The 23860-nt window shown below is 45.0% G+C and carries 24 protein-coding genes, 2 tRNA genes and 2 other annotated features; all 26 genes read left to right on the plus strand.

The features are described from left to right. Positions 1–443, plus strand: a 443-nt coding sequence (locus tag UF75_RS15120; RefSeq protein ID WP_045575432.1) for a TRAM domain-containing protein, incomplete at its 5' end; no start/stop codon positions are given. Continuing rightward, positions 436–1155, plus strand: coding sequence for a 2-C-methyl-D-erythritol 4-phosphate cytidylyltransferase (ispD, locus tag UF75_RS15125; protein WP_045575433.1), 720 nt, complete (start codon positions 436–438; stop codon positions 1153–1155). The genes UF75_RS15120 and ispD, both read left to right, overlap by 8 nt. Before the next feature lie 167 nt (positions 1156–1322). Continuing rightward, positions 1323–1808, plus strand: a complete 486-nt coding sequence (ispF, locus tag UF75_RS15130) for a 2-C-methyl-D-erythritol 2,4-cyclodiphosphate synthase (RefSeq protein WP_045575434.1) — start codon at positions 1323–1325, stop codon at positions 1806–1808. Between the two features lie 3 nt (positions 1809–1811). After that, entirely contained in the window at positions 1812–3275 is a 1464-nt protein-coding gene (gene gltX / locus UF75_RS15135; RefSeq protein WP_045575435.1) for a glutamate--tRNA ligase, read from the plus strand. 76 nt (positions 3276–3351) lie between these two features. Then, positions 3352–3567 (plus strand) — a binding site (T-box leader). Positions 3568–3623: 56 nt separating this feature from the next. Continuing rightward, positions 3624–4367, plus strand: coding sequence for a serine O-acetyltransferase (gene cysE / locus UF75_RS15140; RefSeq protein WP_045575453.1), 744 nt, complete (start codon positions 3624–3626; stop codon positions 4365–4367). Further along, positions 4264–5697 (plus strand): cysteine--tRNA ligase, encoded by a 1434-nt coding sequence (gene cysS / locus UF75_RS15145; RefSeq protein ID WP_045575436.1) that lies wholly within the window; start codon positions 4264–4266, stop codon positions 5695–5697. The genes cysE and cysS overlap by 104 nt, the downstream gene beginning before the upstream one ends. A 15-nt stretch (positions 5698–5712) precedes the next feature. After that, on the plus strand, positions 5713–6120 hold the full coding sequence (locus UF75_RS15150) for a ribonuclease III domain-containing protein (RefSeq protein ID WP_045575437.1): 408 nt from the start codon (positions 5713–5715) through the stop codon (positions 6118–6120). A gap of 23 nt (positions 6121–6143) precedes the next feature. Then, on the plus strand, positions 6144–6830 hold the full coding sequence (gene thyX / locus UF75_RS15155; protein WP_045575438.1) for an FAD-dependent thymidylate synthase: 687 nt from the start codon (positions 6144–6146) through the stop codon (positions 6828–6830). Then, entirely contained in the window at positions 6827–7606 is a 780-nt protein-coding gene (gene rlmB, locus UF75_RS15160; RefSeq protein ID WP_045575439.1) for a 23S rRNA (guanosine(2251)-2'-O)-methyltransferase RlmB, read from the plus strand. The genes thyX and rlmB overlap by 4 nt, the downstream gene beginning before the upstream one ends. Positions 7607–7839: 233 nt before the next feature. Then, entirely contained in the window at positions 7840–8490 is a 651-nt protein-coding gene (gene sigH / locus UF75_RS15165) for an RNA polymerase sporulation sigma factor SigH (RefSeq protein ID WP_197079420.1), read from the plus strand. A 106-nt stretch (positions 8491–8596) separates the two neighbouring features. Further along, positions 8597–8672: transfer RNA gene (locus tag UF75_RS15170), tRNA-Thr, on the plus strand. A 100-nt stretch (positions 8673–8772) separates the two neighbouring features. Further along, a tRNA-Met gene (locus UF75_RS15175) sits at positions 8773–8847 on the plus strand. 134 nt (positions 8848–8981) lie between these two features. Beyond that, a complete protein-coding gene (gene rpmG, locus UF75_RS15180; RefSeq protein WP_045575441.1) occupies positions 8982–9131 on the plus strand; it encodes a 50S ribosomal protein L33 in 150 nt (49 codons plus the stop codon). An 83-nt stretch (positions 9132–9214) separates the two neighbouring features. After that, entirely contained in the window at positions 9215–9436 is a 222-nt protein-coding gene (gene secE, locus UF75_RS15185) for a preprotein translocase subunit SecE (RefSeq protein WP_045575442.1), read from the plus strand. A 43-nt stretch (positions 9437–9479) separates the two neighbouring features. Then, the gene (nusG, locus tag UF75_RS15190; protein WP_045575443.1) at positions 9480–10010 is read left to right on the plus strand and encodes a transcription termination/antitermination protein NusG; all 531 of its coding nucleotides are present in this window, start codon (positions 9480–9482) and stop codon (positions 10008–10010) included. 28 nt (positions 10011–10038) lie between these two features. After that, the gene (gene rplK, locus UF75_RS15195) at positions 10039–10467 is read left to right on the plus strand and encodes a 50S ribosomal protein L11 (RefSeq protein WP_034145784.1); all 429 of its coding nucleotides are present in this window, start codon (positions 10039–10041) and stop codon (positions 10465–10467) included. A gap of 77 nt (positions 10468–10544) precedes the next feature. After that, on the plus strand, positions 10545–11237 hold the full coding sequence (gene rplA, locus UF75_RS15200) for a 50S ribosomal protein L1 (RefSeq protein ID WP_045575444.1): 693 nt from the start codon (positions 10545–10547) through the stop codon (positions 11235–11237). Positions 11238–11284: 47 nt separating this feature from the next. Next, positions 11285–11417: a sequence feature (ribosomal protein L10 leader region), on the plus strand. A gap of 24 nt (positions 11418–11441) precedes the next feature. Next, on the plus strand, positions 11442–11969 hold the full coding sequence (gene rplJ, locus UF75_RS15205) for a 50S ribosomal protein L10 (RefSeq protein ID WP_045575445.1): 528 nt from the start codon (positions 11442–11444) through the stop codon (positions 11967–11969). 57 nt (positions 11970–12026) lie between these two features. Beyond that, positions 12027–12404, plus strand: coding sequence for a 50S ribosomal protein L7/L12 (rplL, locus tag UF75_RS15210; RefSeq protein WP_045575446.1), 378 nt, complete (start codon positions 12027–12029; stop codon positions 12402–12404). Positions 12405–12879: 475 nt separating this feature from the next. Continuing rightward, the gene (gene rpoB, locus UF75_RS15215) at positions 12880–16272 is read left to right on the plus strand and encodes a DNA-directed RNA polymerase subunit beta (protein WP_045575447.1); all 3393 of its coding nucleotides are present in this window, start codon (positions 12880–12882) and stop codon (positions 16270–16272) included. A gap of 26 nt (positions 16273–16298) precedes the next feature. After that, complete coding sequence (gene rpoC / locus UF75_RS15220) at positions 16299–19727, plus strand: DNA-directed RNA polymerase subunit beta' (RefSeq protein ID WP_045575448.1); 3429 nt, start codon at positions 16299–16301, stop codon at positions 19725–19727. A gap of 73 nt (positions 19728–19800) precedes the next feature. After that, positions 19801–20055 (plus strand): ribosomal L7Ae/L30e/S12e/Gadd45 family protein, encoded by a 255-nt coding sequence (locus UF75_RS15225; RefSeq protein WP_045575454.1) that lies wholly within the window; start codon positions 19801–19803, stop codon positions 20053–20055. Positions 20056–20166: 111 nt separating this feature from the next. After that, a complete protein-coding gene (rpsL, locus tag UF75_RS15230; RefSeq protein WP_045575449.1) occupies positions 20167–20586 on the plus strand; it encodes a 30S ribosomal protein S12 in 420 nt (139 codons plus the stop codon). Positions 20587–20637: 51 nt separating this feature from the next. Next, positions 20638–21108, plus strand: coding sequence for a 30S ribosomal protein S7 (rpsG, locus tag UF75_RS15235; protein ID WP_045575450.1), 471 nt, complete (start codon positions 20638–20640; stop codon positions 21106–21108). A 39-nt stretch (positions 21109–21147) separates the two neighbouring features. Then, on the plus strand, positions 21148–23226 hold the full coding sequence (gene fusA, locus UF75_RS15240) for an elongation factor G (RefSeq protein ID WP_045575451.1): 2079 nt from the start codon (positions 21148–21150) through the stop codon (positions 23224–23226). A gap of 80 nt (positions 23227–23306) precedes the next feature. Then, positions 23307–23860 (plus strand): GTP-binding protein (locus tag UF75_RS15245; RefSeq protein WP_045575452.1); only part of this gene is annotated, 554 nt, incomplete at its 3' end.

Here is a 23860-nt window from a genome sequence, read left to right on the forward strand (position 1 = left end):
TCAAAGTGCATATTCATGAGCAGGACTTTGATGATATCAATGAAGTTGATAGTAAACTGGTCCGTTTAGGACAGGTCTTAGGTTCTCCTTTGTTAACCAATGACTATAATCTAAACAAAGTAGCTGAACTTCAAGGAGTTAAGGTTCTAAATATTAATGAGTTAGCTAATGCCCTTAAACCCATTGTTTTACCGGGTGAGGAAATGCAGGTTCAGGTCATGAAAGAAGGAAAAGAGCCTGGTCAGGGTGTAGCCTATCTAGATGACGGAACCATGATTGTGGTGGATATGGGACGACGCTATATGGGACAGAGTGTAGTCGTTTTAGTGACGAGTGTTCTTCAAACGGCGGCCGGGCGGATGATTTTTGCCAAGCCTAAGAGCTCTTTAGAAAAAAAGCCGATTGGCCTTCGTCCAACGGATGAGGTGAATGCGATTGGCTAAGATCGGGATCGTCATCCCTGCAGCCGGTCAGGGCAAACGGATGGGGGCCGGATGCAACAAGCAATTCCTAAAATTGAGGGGTCAGCCGATTTTAGCACATACGATTAGACTTTTTGAAGAATCGTGTCATGTTTCGCAAATTGTCATTGTTGGAGCAGAAGGTGATATTCCCATTATCGAGGAGCTTGTCCATCACCTTGCATTTAGAAAAGTTGCGGCCATATGTCAAGGTGGTGTACATCGCCAAGATTCTGTTCGTGCGGGGGTTCAAGCTTTAAGTCCCACTATTCAACGGATAGTGGTACACGATGGGGCTCGGCCCCTTTTGACGTTACAAGCGTTTCATAATTTCTTGAGTGAGACAGAAGGCTTCACAGCTGCGATTATGGGAATTCCCGTTAAAGATACCGTAAAACAAGTTGATTTATCGGGTAAAGTGATCCAAACCTTGCTACGTGATAGTTTATGTGCCGTGCAGACTCCTCAAATTTTTGATCATGGGATATTGGAAAAAGCACATTATAAGGCATTATCTGCAGGTTACTATGGCACTGATGATGCCTCTTTGATAGAATGGATGGGATGTCCGGTGCAGGTGGTAATGGGAATGCAGGAGAATATTAAGGTAACAACGCCCGAGGATTTATGGTTAGCTGAACGAATTTTATCGATGCGCGATGTGCGAGGCTCGAAGAGCGAACAAGAGACATAAGACACGATGTTAGTTAAGGTACGATGATCGAGGCACGAACGCGCGAGGCAGGCAAGGGGACGGGCAGACAAGGGTCAGACAGGAGAACCGTCCCCTTGTCTACGTGTCGAACTTCGAACTTCGAACTTCGAACATCGAGCTTCGTGCTTCGTGCCTCGAATGGAGGGTTGGATATTAAAGTAGGTATCGGTTATGATGTACATGCACTGGTAGAGGGACGGCCCTTGATTCTTGGTGGGGTGGAAATTCCCCATGAACGAGGTTTGCTGGGACATTCGGATGCGGATGTTCTCATTCATGCAATCATGGATTCACTTTTAGGAGCCTTGGCCTTAGGAGATATTGGGGGGCATTTTCCGGATAGTGATCCCCGCTATCGTGGTATTTCAAGTCTCGAATTATTGGAACATGTCATGAAACTCCTTGAAGCAGGGGGGTATCGGGTAGGAAATATGGATAGTGTCATTATGGCAGAGCGCCCTAAACTTGCTCCGTTTATCTCAAAGATGCGTTATAATCTATCAAGCGTTATGAAAGTAGAGGAAGCGTGCGTGTCGGTAAAAGCAACGACAACCGAACGATTGGGGTTTGTAGGCAGGGAAGAAGGAATAGGTGCTCAGGCAATTGTAAGCTTAGAAAGGGTTGGAGGATAAGTTATGGGAATTCGCGTTCGTTTTGCGCCTAGTCCGACAGGTCCATTACATATCGGTGGGGCGAGATCAGCTTTATTTAATTATTTGTGGGCTCGTAAAAATAAAGGGACGTTTATTGTTCGGAGTGAAGACACTGATTTAGAGCGTTCCAGCAGAGAGTCAGAACATAATATTTTGGAAGCACTGCGTTGGTTAAATATCCAATGGGATGAGGGGATCGAGGTGGGTGGGGTGCATGGCCCTTACCGACAAACGGATCGTCTAGCACTATACGAAGAGTATACTGAGAAACTCATCGCTAATGGGGATGCTTACTTTTGTTATTGTACCGAAGAAGAGTTGGAACAAGAGAGACAGGCTTTGACAGCTAAAGGGGAAACTCCACGCTATCTGGGCAAGTGTCGTCATTTAACCTCTGAACAGCGGGCAGACTTAGAGCTTCAAGGGCGTAAGCCTGTTGTACGATTCTGTGTGCCGGAAGGACAAGCAATTCATATTTCCGATCAGGTTCGAGGGGATGTTGTTTTTGATAGTAATGGAATTGGAGATTACGTGATTGTAAAATCGGACGGGATTCCAACCTATAATTTTGCAGTGGTTGTGGATGATATCACCATGGGAATCACGCATGTTATTCGTGGTGAGGAACACCTCTCTAATACACCACGCCAAGTTCTTATTTATCAAGCACTGGGGGTAGCCGCGCCTGAGTTTGCACATATTTCTCTGATTCTTAACACAGAAGGCGGAAAAATGAGTAAGCGCGATGGGGATACAGCCGTTATAGACTACCAGAAAAAAGGGTATCTCCCAGAAGCAATTGTCAATTTTATTGCCCTTCTTGGATGGGCTCCCTCTGGGGAAGAAGAATTTTACACTATAGATGAACTGACAGACGTGTTTTCCCTGGATCGTGTTTCTAAAAGCCCAGCTGTTTTTGATCGAAACAAATTAAACTATATTAACGCACATTATATTAAAAAAGCAGCCCCAGAACGCTTGGCAGAGCTTGCTTTACCTCATGTTGAGGAATTGGGTATTCCTCCGCTCGGAGAGCGGTCTGAAGAACAGCAACAATGGCTTAACGACTTTATTAGTGCCATCTCTGAAAAAATATCTTATATGGCAGAAGCCAGGGAATTCGTTCATTATTTCCATGGCGATAGGCCACTTAGTCCCGAAGGGGAGGCTTTAGAGGTGCTTAGGGGCGAACAGGTCCCAAGTGTCCTAGCATTATTCAGGGACAAAGTAATGGAATTAGAATCACTTTCTGGGGCTAACGTTAAAACGCTCTTAAAACAAATCACAAAAGAGTTAAAGCTTGGTGGCAAATTGGTTTTCATGCCAGTAAGGGTGGCTTTGACCGGACAGATACACGGACCAGAACTTTATGATGTTATCCCTTTGTTGGGCCGTGAAAATGTTTTAAAACGAGTTGAAGTTACGATGGCACGTTATTTGCGTTAAACAATAGGACTTGATTGACAGCGATTAAAGACTACCCTATAATAGGTACAAATAATTTTCTGTAATTTAATAATAATCTTAAGCGATGATGAGAAAGAGTACAAAAAGGAATTGCGCCAAGCGAGAATGGGGTAGTGAGAGCCATTGGCAAGGAACTTTTGGAAGTGCGTCTCGGAGTTGATTGGAAGAAGGGACAGTATTCCGATCCGTATAACTGCGTTAAAGTTAATAAGCTGGAACGACGACATGGTCGTTCAATCAGAGTGGGACCGCGGAACCTTTCGTCTCTGGACGAAGGATTCCGCTTTTTTGTATCGGCATGAACAGAAGGAAAAGGGTGAGGCTAAGATGTTTCAACAGATGAAGCGCGATATTCGGGTCATATTTGAGCGAGATCCTGCGGCTAAAAGTATTTGGGAGGTCATATTTTGTTATCCAGGGTTTCATGCTGTGCTTTTTCACCGAATGGCGCATTGGTTATATCTGCGGAATTTGGTACTCTTGCCACGCATGATCTCTCAGCTCTCCCGCTTTCTGACAGGGATTGAAATCCATCCAGGTGCCAAGATCGGACAAGGTCTCTTTATTGACCATGGTACGGGTGTGGTTATCGGCGAAACGTCGGAAGTGGGTGATAACGTCACCTTATATCAGGGAGTAACCTTAGGCGGGACAGGTAAGGAGAAGGGTAAACGGCATCCTACCATTGGCAATAATGTGGTAATTGGAGCAGGGGCCAGAGTATTAGGTTCGTTTAAAGTTGGAGATAATGTTAAAATCGGAGCCGGTTCGGTCGTTAATAAACCTGTCCCAAGTGATACAACGGTGGTGGGGGTTCCGGGGCGGATTGTCCTGCACCATGGGGTCCCGATTAAAGACCCGGATTTGAGACATGATGATCTACCCGATCCAGTGAATGAGATGCTTAAATGCTTAATGCAGCGTGTGGAATATTTAGAACAACGATTAAAGGAGGAGAGCAGATACAATGTCTTTGAAATTATACAACACAATGACTCGCCAAAAAGAGCAGTTTCAGCCACGGGAGAGCAAAAAGGTTGCGATGTACGTTTGCGGACCGACGACCTATAATTACTTTCATGCTGGGAATGGGCGGATGTTTGTCGTATTTGACATGATTAGGCGTTATTTGATGTATAAGGGGTATGAGGTTCGTTACGTTCAAAACTTTACGGATGTGGATGATAAAATCATTCAGCGGGGGAACGTTGAAGGAATGGAACCGCTGGCTTTGGGCCAAAAGTATATCGAGGAATATTTCAAGGATGCCTTGGCTTTAAACCTTCTTCCGGCTACTGTACACCCCAAGGCCACAGAACATATTCCAGAAATGATCGAGATTATTCAAGGACTTATAAATACCGGGTTAGGGTATGAAGTTGAAGGGGATGTTTACTTTGCAGTCGATCATTTTCCTGACTACGGGAAACTGTCTGGTAGAACCCTCGAGGATATGAAGGCTGGTGCAAGGGTTGAAGTGGACGAACGTAAGCACTATCCAATGGATTTTGCACTTTGGAAAAAGGCTAAACCAGGAGAACCCGCTTGGGAAAGTCCGTGGGGTTTGGGACGTCCTGGTTGGCACATCGAATGTACCGCCATGTCACTCAAGTATCTGGGCGCAGGCTTTGATATACACGGTGGAGGAGAGGACCTAGCTTTTCCTCATCATGAAAATGAAATTGCTCAAACAGAAGGGTACTTAAAAGGCCAAACCTTTGCCCGTTATTGGATGCATAATGCCTTTCTTACCATTAATCAAGAAAAGATGTCAAAGTCCTTAGGAAACTTTTTCACAGTCCGGGAATTACTGGTCAATTATCCGGGCGAGGTCATTCGGTTCTATTTACTGGGGACTCATTATCGCAGTCCTTTGGACTTTAATGATCAAAATTTAGTCATGGCCCAAAAAGGGTTGGAGCGGTTGCAAACGAGTGTCCGTTTGGCTCAAGAAGCCATAGAACGGGTAGGCTCCTTAAATAACGAGCAAAGCCAAGCAGAACTATTAAAAGCTGCAAGTGATGCGCGTGAAGCGTTTGAAAAAGCGATGGATGATGACTTTAATTCGGCTTTAGCCTATGCTGCGCTGTTTGAATTAGCCAAAACCATGAATGGATATGTTCAGGAGCATCCGGCCTCTTCAGAAGGCTTAGTGCAGGCTCAAAAGACCTTAATAGAGCTCGGAGAGGTACTTGGCCTCGATTTACTTCATCCGGCCAATATTCAGGTCGAAAACGAGGAAATGATGACCCAGATTATGGATGCCGTTTTGCAGATTCGTTCACGATCTCGACAGAAGAAAGATTGGGAAATGGCAGATTTTATTCGCGATGTCATGAAAGAAAAAGGTATTCTGATCGAAGATACTCCGCAAGGTGCGAGGTGGCAAATAAAGAAGTAGTTTGAAAGGTGACGTATGCGAAATTGGCAAGAAATGAATGCCTTAACTCTAGCATATTTGGGGGACGCAGTTTATGAACTATGGGTTCGAACCCATTTATTAGAGCTAGGGCATGAAAAAGTTAAGGAACTTCACAAGCAGGCCGTTAATTACGTTCGTGCCGGAACTCAGGCACGTGTTTTACATACTCTTTTACCGGAACTTGACGAGGTTGAACACCAAGTTGTATTGCGCGGAAGAAATTCCAAGGGTGGGCATCCTAAAAATGTCGATGTTGTGACTTACCGCCATGCTACGGCGTTTGAAAGCTTAGTCGGCTATTGGCAATTGAACGGTCAAAGCGAGCGCATGCGTTGGGCGTTTGATAAAGTGGATGAAATACTTGTTCGTGAAGAAGTGGTACAAAACATGGATTCGGAATGACTATGAAGAGAGAGGATTGTTCGATGAGGGTAGAGCTTATTCAACATACGCCAGAACCGGAGAAGGTTGTGGCTGCCGCCGCCCGCTTATGTTATTCTGCGGACCCGGTACCCGATTTACTAGAGAGATTAGATGACGCTACTGTGGCAAGGTTCGTCCGGAAATTGCAGGAAATGGGGCATCTTTCTCCGTTTGAACATGTGAGTTTTCAGTTTTCAATTGATGGTGTCTCAAGAGCCTTATCCCATCAACTTGTGCGCCATCGAATTGCAAGTTATTCTCAGCGTTCTCAACGCTATGTCTCAGAGAAGGGCTTTAGGTTTGTTACTCCACCGAGTATAAAACGTAATCCGAAGGCGTTAGAGCATTTTGAGATGGTTATGGCTCGACTTCAGGAAGACTATCAGGAACTTTTAAATTGTGTGCCTGCAGAGGATGCCCGCTATGTTTTACCTAACGCTTGTACCACCTCTTTAATGGCTACGTTTAATGTCCGATCGCTATTAAATTTTTTTGAACATCGAACCTGTTTAAGAGCTCAGTGGGAGATCCGAGCTTTGGCAGAAAAGATGTTGGGGTTGGTCCGTGAAGTAGCACCTAATCTTTTTCGCGAAGCGGGTCCGACCTGCGTAACTCAGGGAGTCTGTCATGAGGGTACTTATAGTTGTGGAAGACTCAAAACCCTTGAAGGAAAGAAGGAAGCTACTTGAACGAGGAAATAGTTTACGGGAAAAATCCCGTAGTGGAACTTTTAAAAAGCGGTAAGCCCGTTAATAAAGTTCTTTTTCTTGCCGATGGACCCGGGGGGCGAAATCAAGACATGCTTGCTTTATTGCATGAACGAAACATTCCCTATCAATTTGTGGACCGTCAGACCCTCGATCGGTTAAGCAATCGTGAACGGCATCAGGGAATGCTTGCTTATGTTGCAGCAAGGGAGTATGCCAGTATAGAGGACATCTTGGCCTTAGCTAAGGAACGGCAAGAGGACCCATTTATTTTAATGCTGGATGAAATCGAAGATCCGCATAATTTAGGGGCGTTACTGAGGACCGTAGATGCAGTTGGGGCCCACGGTGTAATTATTCCAAAGCGTCGAAGTGTCGCCTTGACAGGTACGGTGGCTAAAACCTCCGCTGGGGCAGTGGAACATGTGCTAGTGGCCAGGGTAAGTAATTTGGTACAGACACTACAGGAATTAAAAAAACAGGGATGTTGGGTATCAGGTGCTGAAGCGGGCGGAAAACAGGCTTTTGAATCGGATCTTACCGGACCGCGGGTTATCATTATTGGCAGTGAAGGAAAAGGTATAGGACGCTTGATCCGAGAAAATTGTGACGAGATTGTCAGTTTGCCGATGAAGGGAATGGTCACTTCCTTAAATGCCAGTGTCGCAGGGTCTATTATGCTCTACGAAGTTCTCAGACAAAGGGCAATGAGCAATGCGGAAGGCGCGAAGCGCGAGACAACGGGCCAACAGGGGTGATGTGCGAATTGAACCTCGTGACATTCAAAATCTGAGGCGTTTTCAGACAACTCCGGACCCCGAACTTCGAATTTTGTGCCTCGAACCTCGCAATTCACACTCGTAACCGACAGAAGAACCAAAACTTCGCCTTGACGCTTTTCTTCAGGGTCGAGTATAATGAGGATGTTCTCGTGGACGAGGGCTAGGCGAGATTGCGTCTTCTTCATGACGACATTGTAGGGGGGATCAACTTGACTCTTCAAGCCCAACCAGAATTATCAGAGTGCGAAATCATCGACGTTATCGTGGATGAAGAGGTGGTTGAGCTTGCCAAGGAAGGCGACACTACGGCACTTGAGTATCTAATCAACAAATATAAAAACTTTGTAAGGGCTAAAGCGCGTTCATACTTCCTTATTGGAGCCGATCGTGAAGATATTATTCAAGAAGGCATGATTGGTCTCTATAAGGCAATCAGGGATTTTCGGGGTGACAAACTCTCGTCCTTTCGAGCTTTTGCCGAATTATGCATTACTCGCCAGATTATCACTGCAATTAAAACTGCAACAAGGCAAAAGCATATTCCACTGAACTCCTATGTATCCCTTAATAAACCCATTTATGACGAGGATTCTGATCGAACACTGCTGGATGTAATATCGGGAACTCGAATTACCGATCCAGAAGAACTGATTATTAGTAGGGAAGAATTTGACGACATAGAGGAAAAAATGGGTGAAATCCTCAGTTCGCTTGAATGGAAAGTACTTATGTCCTATCTGGAGGGGAAATCTTACCAGGAAATTGCAGTAGACTTAAGGAGACATGTAAAATCGATTGATAACGCTTTACAGAGGGTAAAGAGAAAGCTTGAACGTTATCTTGAACGTCGTGATGGATAATTTTACATTAAAGAACTACTTGCATTACCGATTAATAAGTGGTAAACTGCAATAGTGCTCGGCGATGAATGGCCACTTAAAGTGATCGTTTAACGCATTGGACAATGCCGACGTAGCTCAATTGGTAGAGCAACTGATTTGTAATCAGTAGGTTGCGGGTTCGAGTCCCATCGTTGGCTCCATTACAAATTTAAAGATTGCAAAGTCAAAACAAATACAGCAGAGTCGCTTTGCAGGGCGGTGGATGATAAGACACCACTTACGACATTTGACTGAAAACGTCGCGGGGTGGAGCAGTGGTAGCTCGTCGGGCTCATAACCCGAAGGTCGTCGGTTCAAATCCGGCCCCCGCAACCAAGTTATTACGACAGCAGGGCTGTCTTTTTTGTTACCAAGATCTTTGCCTTGACAGTGGAATTATCTTATGATAAAGTATTTTGAGTAACGGATTAAAATACAGCGTCCTACCGTTGTCCGGGAGGTGTTCGTGAATGCGTGTTGGCATTATTTTAGCGTGTACGGATTGCAAGCACCGTAACTATGCTACGATGAAGAATAAGAAAAATAACCCTGATCGCTTGGAAACTCAAAAGTTTTGCAAGTTCTGCAAAAGCCATACTCTCCATAAAGAAACGAAGTAATTTTTTTTTGCAATGGCTAATGTACGCCAGGAGGCGTTGTCACTGTGTTGATGACATCGATGTCTTGTTAAGGATGTGAAGTGATGGGCGAGTTGAAGAAACCGGCCAATACTCAGCGACAGAAGGAAAAGACTGCGGAGTATTTCCGCGGGGTTTTAAGCGAGTTAAAGAAAGTTCATTGGCCAAGCCGTACCCAGTTGCTCGCCTACACGGGAGTTGTGTTCTTAGCGGTGGCGATTGTATCCATTCTAATGTGGATTGTGGATAGCGGTTTAAGCGCGGCCATGAGCCGACTAGTGCCCTAACCGGCGAGTTTCTGTGCTAGAGCCTGAGGAGGTCCCTGGGAAAATGGCGAAAGATTGGTTTGTTATTCATACGTATTCCGGCTATGAGAACAAGGTAAAGATGAACCTTGAAAAACGAGTCGAATCCATGAACATGGAAGAAAAAATCTTTCGAGTCCTTGTTCCTATGGAGGATGAAATCGAGTTCAAGAACGGAAAACAGAAGATCACGAAGCGTAAGGTGTATCCTGGCTATGTACTTGTGGAAATGGAAATGACCGATGATTCATGGTATGTAGTGCGTAATACTCCAGGAGTAACTGGCTTTGTTGGAACGGGAACTAAGCCGATTCCGTTGCTTGAAACTGAAGTAATCAAGATTTTGCAACAGATGGGAATGGATGAGATCCACACACGGATTGAATTCGAGATTAATCAGAGCGTCCAGGTCATCGCAGGCCCCTTCAAAGATTTTGTGGGAGTAGTGCGTGAAATTTTTGCTGACAAAGCGAAATTGCGAGTTGAAGTGTCCATGTTTGGAAGAGAGACTCCAGTAGAACTTGAGTTTACGCAAGTTCAAAAACTAGATTATTAGATTATCCTATCAGGGAGGTGTAATGACAATGGCAAAAAAAGTAATTGGTATGGTAAAATTAGCGATTACAGCAGGAAAAGCGACACCGGCACCTCCAGTGGGTCCGGCTCTTGGTCAGCATGGAGTCAACATTATGGGCTTCTGCAAAGAATACAATGAGCGTACCAAGGATCAAGCTGGCTTGATTATCCCGGTTGAGATTACTGTCTACGAGGATCGTTCCTTTACCTTTATTACCAAGACACCACCAGCTGCAGTGTTACTGAAGAAAATGGCTAATATCAATTCAGGCTCGGCAGAACCAAATCGCAAAAAAGTTGCAAGTCTACCTAAATCAAAAGTCCGCGAAATCGCAGACATTAAGATGAAGGATCTCAACGCAGCAAGTATCGAAGCGGCAATGCGAATGGTTGAAGGTACGGCGCGAAGTATGGGCATCGATATCGTTGAAGGGTAGAGATAGTCCATGTTATCACTGGGTATTTAATAATGGTGGGAGGGCCTAGCCCGAATTACCACTAGGAGGTTATAAGAATGGCTAAAGTTGGAAAAAGGTATCAGGAAGCTGTGAAATCGTTTGACCGTGCGACACTCTATGAACCCACAGAGGCTATATCGGTTGTGAAAGCTAACGCTAAAGCGAAGTTTGATGAGACAGTTGAAGTTGCCTTCAAATTAGGAATTGATACCCGTCATGCAGACCAACAAATTCGTGGTGCTATAGTGCTCCCGAATGGAACGGGTAAAACCCGATCAGTTTTGGTGTTTGCTAAAGGGGATAAGGCCAAGGAGGCAGAGTTAGCTGGTGCAGACTTTGTTGGAGCTGAAGATATGATTGCGAAGATCGAGCAAGGTTGGTTCGGTTTTGAAGTGGTTGTAGCAACGCCGGATATGATGGGTATGGTTGGTAAATTAGGACGAGTTCTCGGACCAAAAGGGCTTATGCCAAACCCTAAAACTGGAACTGTGACACCTGATGTAACCCGTGCGATCAAAGAGATTAAAGCTGGTAAGATTGAATACCGTGCAGAAAAGGCAGGTATCATCCATGCTCCAATCGGTAAAGTATCGTTTAGCACGGAGCAACTATTTGAGAACTACCGTACATTAGCTGAGACTATAGTGAAAGCTAAGCCTTCAGCAGCTAAAGGTCAGTTTATACGAAGTGTTACTGTGACCTCAACAATGGGTCCGGGTGTACGCATTAACCCACTGAAAGCACTCTAATAGTTGTCGATTCTTGACATTACTCTGCAAATAAGATATGCTTACCAAGGTTTAAATAAAGTCCGCTGAAGAAAGCAGGTGCCGTAAGGCTTAATGACCTGCCGAGGTTGGAAGATTAGCCGATAGATACTTATTTGGCATTCTTAACCTCTGCAATAGCGGAGGTTTTTTGCTGAGTATATCACTAGGAAGGAGGTACACAGAATGCCTAATCATGAAGAAAAAAGTCTTGTTGTCTCGGAGATTAAGGAAAAGTTTCAGCAAGCTTCCGGGGTCGTCTTAGCAGATTACCGTGGTTTGACCGTAGCTCAAGTAACGCAATTGCGTGCTCAACTACGTCAAGCGGGAGTAGAGTATCGGGTTATGAAAAATACCCTCGTACGTCGCGCTGCGAATGAACTTGGGGTAGAGGGACTTGACTCCTATCTTAAAGGCCCAACAGCATTTGCCTTTAGTGCAGATCCCGTTGCTCCGGCTAAAGTTTTAATGGATTTTGCCAAAGTCAATAAACTGAAGAAATTCCAAATTAAAGCCGGGGTTTTAGAAGGGAAAGTAATTGGCCCAGAGGGTGTTAAAGCTCTAGCTGATCTTCCATCCCGCGAAGTGCTGCTTACTATGGTTTTGCGTGGAATGCAGGCTCCTCTTGTTGGTATGGTCAATGTTCTCCAAGGTCCAATTCGAAAAATGGGATACGCATTGGAAGAAGTGCGTAAACTCAAGGCAGCTCAATAATTGGCTGTGTGAGATAGTTACAGAAATGCTTATATAATATTAAGGGGGAAATTAAAAATGTCTAAAGTAAATGAAATTCTCGAAAGTGTTAAAGGTCTAACTGTCCTCGAACTATCCGAGCTCGTCAAGGCATTCGAAGTAGAATTTGGTGTAAGTGCTGCCGCTCCTGTGGCTGTTGCAGGTGTTGCTTCTGCAGCTCCAGCGACTGAAGAGACTGAAGAGAAAACTGAATTCGACGTTATGCTCATGAATTGTGGAGCTTCTAAAATTGGGGTTATCAAAGTAGTGCGTGAAGCAACAGGCTTAGGTCTGAAAGAAGCTAAAGATCTTGTCGACAATGCTCCAAAGGCTGTCAAAGAGAAGATCTCCAAAGATGAGGCTGAAGCTTTGAAAGCTAAGTTAACTGAAGCTGGTGCGACTGTAGAAGTTAAGTAATCTTAGTAATAGAAGAAGGTACTCTCTTGGGAGGGTGCCTTCTTATTTGTTTTAGTTCGAGTCAAGGGAAGGCAAAAATACAATAGGGTGACAACACAGGACGTGCTAAATGTCGAATGCTCGATGGGTAACGTTGCATTTTTGCTGAGCAGCGTGAATTTTTGCTAAAAATAATTGCAGAAACGCCAAAAAAAGTACCATGAAAATAACAAAAATTGCTTGACAAGAAAACCTAGATTTGTTATACTTTATAAATGTTACTATGCGTAATTGGAATATATTACTTAATCCGTCCATAGTATGCTAATCTATGCAAGCATTAGATAATAAGGAGACATTATCTTTGAAATTGTCGGAATGATGGGGGAACATCATAAACAGTAAAGCGAGGTTCTTTTTAAGGCCTTGCTTTTGGCTGTATATGTCAATATATTATCCTCAATGAGAGAAAACCGCACTGAGGGGTGAAACGTACATGTTCTATCCTGTTAAAGTTGGGACGAGAGAACGCTGGAGTTATTCCAGAATTCGAGAAGTCCTCGACATGCCAAATTTGATTGAAATCCAGCAGAACTCCTATCGTTGGTTTCTTGATGAAGGGTTGCGCGATATGTTCCGCGATATTTCGCCGATTCAAGATTTCACAGGCAATCTCGTTTTGGAATTTGTTGATTATAGCTTAGGAGAAGCTAAATATCAGGTGGAGGAATGCAAAGAACGTGATGTCACATTTGCAGCGCCTCTTCGCGTAAAGGTACGCCTGATAAACAAGGAAACTGGGGAAGTAAAAGAACAGGAAGTCTTTATGGGGGATTTCCCGTTGATGACAGACAAAGGGACCTTTATTATCAACGGAGCCGAACGGGTTATTGTCAGTCAACTTGTACGATCGCCGGGAGTCTACTATGCCGAGCAAATTGATCCAAGTGGGAAGAAGCTCTATGGGGCAACGGTAATCCCAAATCGTGGGGCATGGCTAGAGTTTGAAACGGATATCAATGACAACATCTTTGTCAGGGTTGACCGGACTAGAAAATTACCAGGTACTGTTCTTATCCGTGCATTAGGATATGCCAGTAACGGACAGATTTTAGAGTTATTTAACGATAATGAATACATCCGTGCGACCTTAGAAAGAGATAACTCTGAATCGACGGAAGAAGCTCTAGTCGAAATTTATAAACGATTAAGACCTGGTGAACCCCCCACAGTAGACAGCGCTCGCTCGTTGTTAGATGCGCTCTTTTTTGACGCCAAACGATACGATCTTGCGAAGGTGGGCCGTTATAAGCTTAATAAGAAACTAGCAGATTTCCAAGATCCAGACAACATACCTTCAATGGATATTCGGCATTTGACCCGCGGTGACATAGTGGCAAGTGTTAAGCGAATGCTCTCCTTGATGGAGGGAGAAGGCTCAAAAGATGATATTGACCACTTAGGTAATCGTAGGTTGCGCTCAGTGGGAGAACTTCTTCAGAACCAATTCCGAATTGGTTTGTCACGTATGGAACGAGTCGTGCGAGAACGTATGACGATCCAAGATGTCGAGGTAATTACTCCTCAAGTCTTAATTAATATTCGTCCAGTGGTTGCGGCGATCAAGGAGTTCTTTGGAAGTAGCCAGCTGTCTCAGTTTATGGATCAAACTAATCCTCTAGCTGAACTCACCCATAAGCGCCGCTTGAGTGCCTTGGGACCTGGTGGATTGAGCAGGGAGCGTGCAGGTTTCGAAGTGCGCGACGTTCATCATTCCCACTATGGGAGGATGTGTCCTGTAGAGACGCCAGAGGGTCCGAACATCGGCTTGATTGGTAGCTTAAGTACCTTTGGACGAATAAATCCTTATGGATTCATTGAAGCCCCTTATCGGATGGCGGATAAAGAGAATGGCAGAGTTACGGACGAAATCCATTATTTAACTGCTGACGAGGAAGAAAAATATGTCGTAGCCCAGGCCAATGCTCCACTTGATGAGAACGGTAAGTTTTTAGGAGAAAAAATTGATGGTCGTCATGGGCCTGACTTTGTGCATGTATCTCCGAGCCAAGTTGATTATATGGATGTATCTCCCAAACAGATGGTATCCATCGCGACAGCTCTTATTCCGTTCCTCGAACATGATGATGCCAACAGAGCGTTAATGGGCTCTAACATGCAACGGCAGGCAGTACCGCTCTTGCGTACGGATTCTCCTTATGTCGGGACTGGAATGGAATATAAAACAGCCAAGGACTCTGGTGTTTGCGCTATTACTAAGCAAGCAGGGGTTGTGGAGAGAGCTACAGCGGATGAAATTATTGTCCTTCACGATGATGGAACAACGGAGAAACATAAGCTTCTCAAATATTCACGTTCTAACCAAGGAACTTGCATAAACCAACGACCCATCGTTACCAAAGGGGAGATCGTTGAAGCAAGCCAGATCATTGCGGATGGTCCATCGACGGACCATGGCGAACTGGCCTTAGGGCGTAACGTGCTTGTCGCCTTTATGACCTGGGAAGGGTATAACTATGAGGATGCAATCCTGATTAGTGAAAAGCTCGTCAGAGAGGATTATTACACGTCCATTCATATTGAAGAGTATGAATCGGATGCGCGGGATACGAAACTAGGGCCCGAGGAGATCACACGTGATATCCCTAACGTTGGGGAAGATGTCTTAAAGGATCTGGATGAACGTGGAATTATCCGGATCGGTGCTGAAGTCCGTCCTGGGGATATTCTAGTCGGAAAAGTTACTCCCAAGGGTGAGACTGAGTTAACTGCCGAAGAACGTTTACTTCGTGCCATTTTCGGAGAAAAGGCTCGCGAAGTACGGGATACATCCTTAAGAGTTCCACATGGCGAAGCTGGCAAGATTGTTGATGTCAAGGTATTTACACGTGAAAACGGTGATGAATTATCCCCTGGTGTCAATCAACTTGTGCGCGTTTACATTGCTCAAAAGCGAAAAATCTCAGTGGGTGATAAGGTGGCGGGTCGCCATGGGAACAAAGGGGTCATTTCACGAATCATGCGTCAAGAGGATATGCCGTTCATGCCTGATGGCACACCGATTGAAATAGTGCTCAATCCACTGGGTGTTCCTTCTCGAATGAATATCGGACAGGTTTTGGAAACTCACTTGGGTAGAGCAGCAAAGGCTCTGGGGATTCGGATCGCGACCCCCGTTTTTGACGGCGCTACAGAAGAGGATATTTTTGAGACTTTGAAGAGAGCAGGTCTTTCGAGTGATGGCAAGACCGTATTGTATGATGGTCGTACCGGAGACCCGTTCGATAGTAAGATTACTGTCGGCTATATGTATGTGCTTAAGCTTCACCATTTGGTGGACGATAAGATCCATGCACGTTCCACGGGTCCTTACTCTCTCGTGACACAGCAACCTCTGGGTGGTAAAGCACAGTTTGGAGGCCAACGTTTTGGAGAAATGGAAGTTTGGGCTTTGGAAGCCTATGGCGCAGCCTATACTCTGCAAGAAATTTTAACAGTAAAATCGGACGACGTCGTAGGGCGTGTTAAGACGTACGAAGCGATTGTCAAAGGTGAGAATATTCCTGAACCAGGAATACCCGAATCCTTCAAGGTTTTGATTAAAGAAATGCAGAGTTTATGTCTTGATGTTAGAGTCTTAGCGTCAGATGATCGGGAAATTGAGATTCATGATACCGATGAGGATATAACGGAAACCGCAAAGGAACTTGGCATTGATTTACATGAGGAACTCGTTCTTCCCGCAAACCGAGTCGTTGGTTCGAAAGAGGATGAGGAGGAGCTCCTGATCGACGAGGAAGATCCGCTCGATGAATTAAATGTAGAGGTCCTAGAGGAAGAAGATATAGATCTTGGCGATCTCAAATAGTCCCCGGACGAAAGGAGCGATATAGATTGCTAGACGTCAATAACTTCGACCGTATGCGTATTGGCTTAGCTTCTCCCGATATGATTCGTGAGTGGTCGTTTGGAGAAGTGAGGAAACCAGAAACGATTAACTATCGGACCTTAAAGCCTGAGCGTGAAGGATTATTTTGTGAAAAGATTTTTGGTCCAACTCGGGACTGGGAGTGTCATTGTGGAAAGTACAAACGGGTTCGCTATAAAGGAATTGTGTGTGATCGTTGTGGAGTAGAAGTAACTCGATCTAAGGTACGGCGTGAACGGATGGGACATATTATACTTGCTGCACCGGTATCTCATATCTGGTATTTTAAAGGGATTCCAAGCCGCATGGGATTACTGTTAGATATGTCCCCTCGAGCCCTAGAAAAAGTCCTATATTTTGTCTCCTATATTGTGACAGATTCGGGCGATACATCCTTGATGAAGAAACAACTTCTGACAGAAACGGAATATAGGGAATATCGAGAAAAATATGGGGATCGTTTCCAAGCAAGTATGGGAGCAGAAGCAGTTAAAGAGTTACTGGAAGAGATGGACCTAGATAAGCTCAACGATGAGTTGCGCCTGGAATTAAAAGAGGTCTCCGGTCAACGCAAGATAAGGGCGATTCGTCGCCTTGAAGTTGTCGAGGCTTTCAAGTCTTCTGGAAACCGTCCTGAGTGGATGATCATGGATGTCGTGCCGGTAATACCTCCGGAATTGCGACCGATGGTTCAGTTAGATGGAGGTAGATTCGCTACATCTGACCTCAATGACCTTTATCGCAGAGTGATTAATCGAAATAACCGTCTTAAACGACTGCTCGATTTGGGTGCACCCGATATTATTGTGAGAAACGAGAAACGGATGCTCCAAGAGGCAGTTGACGCCTTAATTGATAATGGACGTCGCGGACGCCCCGTTACGGGTCCGGGAAATCGCCCTCTTAAATCCTTAAGTGATATGCTAAAAGGAAAACAGGGACGTTTCCGACAAAACCTGTTAGGAAAACGTGTCGATTATTCAGGACGTTCTGTTATCGTGGTAGGACCAAATCTTAAACTCCATCAATGTGGACTTCCCAAAGAAATGGCTTTGGAACTCTTTAAACCATTCGTCATGAAAAAACTGGTCAATGAGGGACATGCTCACAATATAAAAAGTGCTAAACGGATGGTTGAAAGAGTACGCCCTGAGGTATGGGACGTTCTCGAGGAAGTCATTACCGATCATCCGGTTCTTCTGAATCGTGCCCCAACCCTTCATCGCTTGGGTATTCAGGCCTTCGAGCCGATCTTAGTTGAGGGAAGGGCCTTGCAGATTCACCCGTTGGTATGTACAGCCTATAATGCGGACTTTGACGGGGACCAAATGGCGGTTCACGTTCCACTGTCGGCAGAAGCCCAATCGGAAGCAAGACTGTTAATGTTATCGGCGCACAATATTTTGAATCCCAAAGACGGGCGACCAGTAGCCACTCCAACTCAGGATATGGTCTTAGGATCCTATTATTTAACGATGGAGCGACCAGGCGCTTTTGGGGAAGGAAAAATATTTAAAGATTATGATGAAGCAGTTTTAGCCTATGATTCAAAAGCAGTTCACTTGCAAGCTAACATACAAGTGAGAATTGCTGGCAAACTAAGGCAGACGACCGTTGGACGATTGATTTTCAATTCTGTTATTCCTTCTCAAATTGGGTACTTCAATGAGGTAGTCGGTAAAAAAGGTCTGGCAGACATTGTTGCCAAAACCTATCGTAAGGCTGGATATGAAGCGACCGCTAACTTATTAGACGGCTTGAAGAGTCAAGGCTTTAAATTCTCGACTCGTGCCGGGATGACAGTCGGGTTGACAGATATTACCGTTCCAAAGGCAAAGACGGAAATCCTAGCAAATGCAGACATTGCAGTGGCTAAAACGGAACAACAATATCGTCGGGGCTTGATTACTAATGAAGAGCGCTATAATTTGGTTATCGATACATGGGCTAAAGCAACTAAAACCGTTACCCAAGCGTTAATGGATACGCTTGATGAGTTTAATCCGGTCTATATGATGGCGACGTCTGGTGCGCGTGGTAATATTCAACAACTGAGACAATTAGCAGGTATGCGGGGACTTATGGCGGATCCATCGGGACGGACGATTGAGTTGCCCATTAAGGCAAATTTCCGCGAGGGATTGACGGTATTAGAATACTTTATTTCTTCTCACGGTGCACGTAAAGGTTTGGCAGATACTGCTTTGAGAACAGCTGACTCTGGTTATTTGACACGTCGGTTAGTGGATGTTTCTCAAGATGTGATTGTTCGAGAAGAAGATTGCGGCACCTTAACAGGCATTATGGTAGAGGACATTAAAGACGGTCCGGAAATCATCGAACCTTTGGTCGATCGTCTAGTAGGACGCTTTGTTCTCGAAGAATTGCTCCATCCTAAGACTGGTGAAGTACTCGCGACACCGGACACTGAAATAACGGAAGAGCAGGCAATCGAGATTGCGGAGACTTATGATACAGCCATCATTCGTTCTGTTCTCACCTGTAAGTCACGCTATGGTGTATGTAAGAAGTGTTACGGACGAAACTTGGCAACTGGCCGACCAGTAGAGATGGGCGAGGCAGTTGGAATCATTGCTGCACAATCGATTGGTGAGCCTGGAACTCAGCTGACAATGCGTACGTTCCATACGGGTGGGGTCGCTGGGGATGATATAACCCAGGGTCTTCCAAGGGTAGAAGAACTGTTCGAAGCCCGTAAACCAAAGGGGCAAGCGATCATTTCGGAAGCAATCGGTAAAGTATCCATCAGTGAAGTAAAGGGACGGCGTGAAGTCGATCTCTTGACTGATGCAGATGAGCACATCATCTATACAATTCCCTATGGGTCGCGACTCTGTGTTAAAGAAGGACAGATGGTTGAAGCAGGGGATGAGTTAACAGAAGGAAGTATCAATCCTCATGATATGCTCAAAGTCAAAGGTCAACGCGGAGTTCAAGTCTATCTATTAGGCGAAGTACAACGTGTATACCGACTTCAAGGGGTGGATATTAACGACAAGCATATCGAAGTGATGGTTCGTCAAATGTTGCGCAAGGTAAAAATTGATGATGCTGGGGATACAACGTTACTTCCCGGCGGATTGATTGATGTCTTTGATTTTCAAGACGAAAACACACAGGCCATTGCTGAAGGCGGGGAACCTGCAGTAGCGCATCCGGTCCTTTTAGGGATTACAAAAGCTTCGCTGGCGACCGATTCATTCCTCTCGGCTGCCTCTTTCCAAGAGACAACTCGTGTTCTCACAGAAGCAGCGATCAAGGGAAAAGTGGATCCATTACTGGGTCTGAAAGAAAATGTCATCATTGGCAAATTAATTCCTGCTGGAACGGGTATGTTAAGGTATCAAAATATCAAAACTTTGGAACCTAAATAAGCCTCAATTTGTTGACATGAAAGACCTCAAATGCTAAACTACTATAGTGTGATTAGGAGGGGAAAGCATTTTGGTGCTTGATGAGTCCTTCAAACATGCCAAAAGTAAGACAGTTGGGTTAAAACAAACTCAACGGGCCCTAGAAAAAGGGCGGGTTAGACGTGTCTATGTGGCTAAAGATGCTGAGGCACATGTACTTCGACCCATTCTTGAATGGTGTGATCATCATCAGGTTGAACGCATTGAAATTCCAACAATGAAAGAGTTGGGAAAAGTGTGCGGTATCGAAGTTGGCACTGCTGTGGCGGCTATCTTAGAAGATTCATAGACCATCAGTCTAATAGTAATTGACACATAAGAGCGGATTTTGGAATTGCTTGCAAAATGCTGCTGCAAGCAATTCCTTGTATATTGATTTCATTAGAAAGGAGGCGGAGACATGCCGACAATTAACCAACTGATTCGCAAAGGGCGTTCTTCGATCGAGCAAAAATCGACAGCTCCAGCGTTACAGTGGGGCTATAATTCTCTTAAACGTAAGCAATATCCATCAGGAGGATCCCCCCAAAAACGAGGAGTTTGCACTAGGGTTTATACAACGACTCCTAAAAAACCGAACTCTGCACTTCGGAAAGTTGCTCGTGTGCGTTTGACCAATGGGCTAGAAGTAACCACTTATATCCCAGGCATCGGACACAACTTGCAAGAGCACTCTGTGGTTCTTATCCGTGGCGGTCGTGTTAAAGACATCCCAGGTGTACGTTATCACGTTATTCGTGGAGCTTTGGATACAACTGCTGTTCAGAAGCGAGCACAAGGTCGCTCGAAATATGGTGCAAAACGACCGAAAAAAGCTTAAGGGTAACCCTTAGGTCGAATATTGGAAATGTGATACAAAGGAGGTAAAATTATGCCACGTAAGGGATATGTCGCAAAACGAGAAGTTCTGCCTGATCCGATCTACAAGAACCAAATTCTGACAAAGTTTATTAATCAGATCATGTTAGATGGTAAAAAGGGAACGGCAGAGGCTATTTGCTATAGCGCTTTTAGCATGATTCAGGAAAAGTCTGGTAAAGACCCCCTTGAAGTCTTCTCTACGGCTCTGAAAAATGTTATGCCAGTATTGGAAGTAAAGGCCCGCCGAGTGGGTGGAGCAAATTATCAAGTGCCCATTGAAGTGCGTGCAGAACGTCGCACGACACTTGGTCTTCGTTGGCTTGTTGCACAGGCACGTAAGCGCGGAGAAAAAACTATGCAAGAAAAAATCGCCGGAGAGTTACTTGACGCCTCTAATAACACCGGTGGTTCAGTTAAGAAAAAAGACGATATGCATAAAATGGCTGAGGCAAATAAGGCTTTTGCGCATTACAAGTGGTAGTATGAGGCACACTGATTTTGACAGAAAGGGGGATTCTCAGTGGCAAGACAGTTTACACTAGAGAATACACGCAATATCGGGATCATGGCTCACATTGATGCAGGGAAAACAACGACAACCGAACGCATCCTATTTTACACTGGACGCGTGCACAAAATTGGCGAAGTTCATGATGGTGCTGCGACGATGGACTGGATGGTCCAAGAGCAAGAACGTGGAATTACAATTACTTCCGCGGCAACGACATGTCAATGGAAAAATAATCGTATTAACATTATTGACACACCAGGGCACGTGGACTTTACAGTAGAAGTTGAACGTTCTTTACGTGTACTAGATGGTGCGGTGGCAGTGTTCTGTTCAGTCGGTGGCGTTGAGCCTCAATCGGAAACTGTTTGGCGTCAAGCGGATAAATACAAAGTACCGCGGATCGCTTTTATTAACAAAATGGATCGATTGGGTGCTGATTTCTTTCGTGGAGTTTCCATGATTGCTGACCGGTTGGGTGCTAACCCTGTTCCAATCCAGTTGCCGATTGGTGTTGAGGAAAACTTCAAAGGGATTGTCGACCTCGTGACTATGACATCGACGGTTTATACGGATGATTTAGGTACAACCGAAGAACACAATGCAATCCCTGAAGACATGGTTGAATTAGCCAACAAGTATCGTGAGAAATTAGTTGAAGCAGTGGCAGAAACAAGTGAAGAACTCATGATGAATTATCTTGAAGGAATTGAACCTACCGAACAACAAATTCGTGACGGAATTCGCCGCGGAGTCATCGGAAACAAATTTATCCCGGTTATTTGTGGATCAGCTTTCAAGAACAAAGGTGTTCAACCTTTATTGGATGCCGTGGTTGAATACATGCCGTCTCCACTCGATGTTCCTCCGATTAATGGAGTACATCCCGATACTGGTGCGGAAGATCACAGAACAGCATCGGACAGCGAACCTTTCGCTGCTTTAGCTTTCAAAATTATGGCTGACCCATTCGTGGGCAAACTCGCCTTTTTCCGGGTCTATTCTGGAGTGTTAGGCGCTGGTTCTTACGTCTACAACTCAACTAAAGGCAAGCGTGAACGCATTGGACGGATACTCCAAATGCACGCCAACCACCGTGAAGATATTCAAGAGGTGCGTTCGGGGGACATTGCTGCTGCAGTGGGTTTGAAAGATACGACAACAGGGGATACCTTGTGTGATGAGAAAACCCCGATTATTCTCGAGAAAATGGTGTTTCCTGAGCCGGTAATCGATGTAGCTATTGAGCCTAAGACGAAAGTCGACCAAGAAAAAATGGGTGGCGCACTAGCACGTCTGGCAGAAGAAGATCCGACTTTTAGAATGCGAACGGATACGGAAACTGGTCAGACCATCATTGCTGGAATGGGTGAACTACATCTCGAGATCATCGTTGACCGTTTACAGCGGGAGTTCAAAGTACAATGTGACGTTGGACGTCCGCAAGTTGCGTACAAAGAAACCATACGACGCACAGTCAAAGCTGAAGGAAAGTTTGTTCGTCAATCAGGTGGTCGTGGACAATATGGTCACTGTTGGATTGAGCTACAACCTCTTGAACCTGGTAGCGGTTTCGAGTTCGTCAATAAAGTAGTCGGTGGGGTTATTCCTAGGGAATATATTAACCCGATTGGTGCTGGTATTGAAGAAGCACTTCAAAATGGTATTCTTGCCGGATACCCTGTGCTTGACCTTCGTGCTACCGTCTATGACGGTTCTTATCATGATGTTGACTCTTCAGAAATGGCCTTTAAGATTGCCGGCTCCATGGCCTTTAAAGCCGGAGCCCTCAAGGCAGATCCAGCGATTATTGAACCAGTCATGAAAGTGGAAGTAACTGTTCCTGAGGAATACATGGGTGATGTAATTGGTGATATTAGCTCACGTCGTGGACGGATTGAGGGAATGGAAGCGCGTGGCAATACTCAAGTTGTACGCGGATTTGTCCCGCTTTCCGAAATGTTTGGTTATTCAACCGATTTGCGTTCTGCAACACAAGGACGTGGAGTCTATGTGATGCAATTTGATCACTATGAAGAAGTTCCTAAAGGCATTGCGGATGGCATTATTGCCAAGCGTCATGGGTCATAAGCGAGGTTCGAGGTTCGAAGCGCGAAGTTCGATACCTTGCTGAATTATAAAGTTACTATTATTTTAAAGGAGTGAAAAAAATGGGAAAAGCTAAATACGAACGTACAAAACCACATGTTAACGTAGGAACCATTGGTCACGTCGACCACGGTAAAACCACCACGACGGCAGCAATCACTGTTGTTCTTTCTAAACACGGCGGTGCTGTAGCAACTGCATTCGACCAAATTGACAAAGCTCCAGAAGAGCGTGAGCGTGGAATTACTATTTCTACAGCACACGTAGAGTATGAAACTGATAGCCGTCACTATGCACACGTAGACTGCCCGGGACACGCTGACTATGTTAAAAACATGATCACCGGTGCTGCTCAGATGGACGGCGCGATCCTTTGCGTTTCTGCTGCTGACGGCCCTATGCCTCAGACTCGTGAACACATCCTCTTAGCTCGTCAAGTAGGTGTTCCCAGTATTGTTGTTTGGTTAAACAAAGTAGACATGGTTGACGATGAAGAATTGATAGAGCTTGTAGAAATGGAACTTCGTGAACTCTTAACAGCTCAAGAGTATGATGGTGACAATGTTCCCATCATTCCTGGTTCCGGTCTGAAAGCACTTCAATGTGGTTGCGGAAA

It is taken from the genome of Desulfosporosinus sp. I2 (genome assembly GCF_000960765.1).
Lineage (GTDB): Bacteria > Bacillota > Desulfitobacteriia > Desulfitobacteriales > Desulfitobacteriaceae > Desulfosporosinus.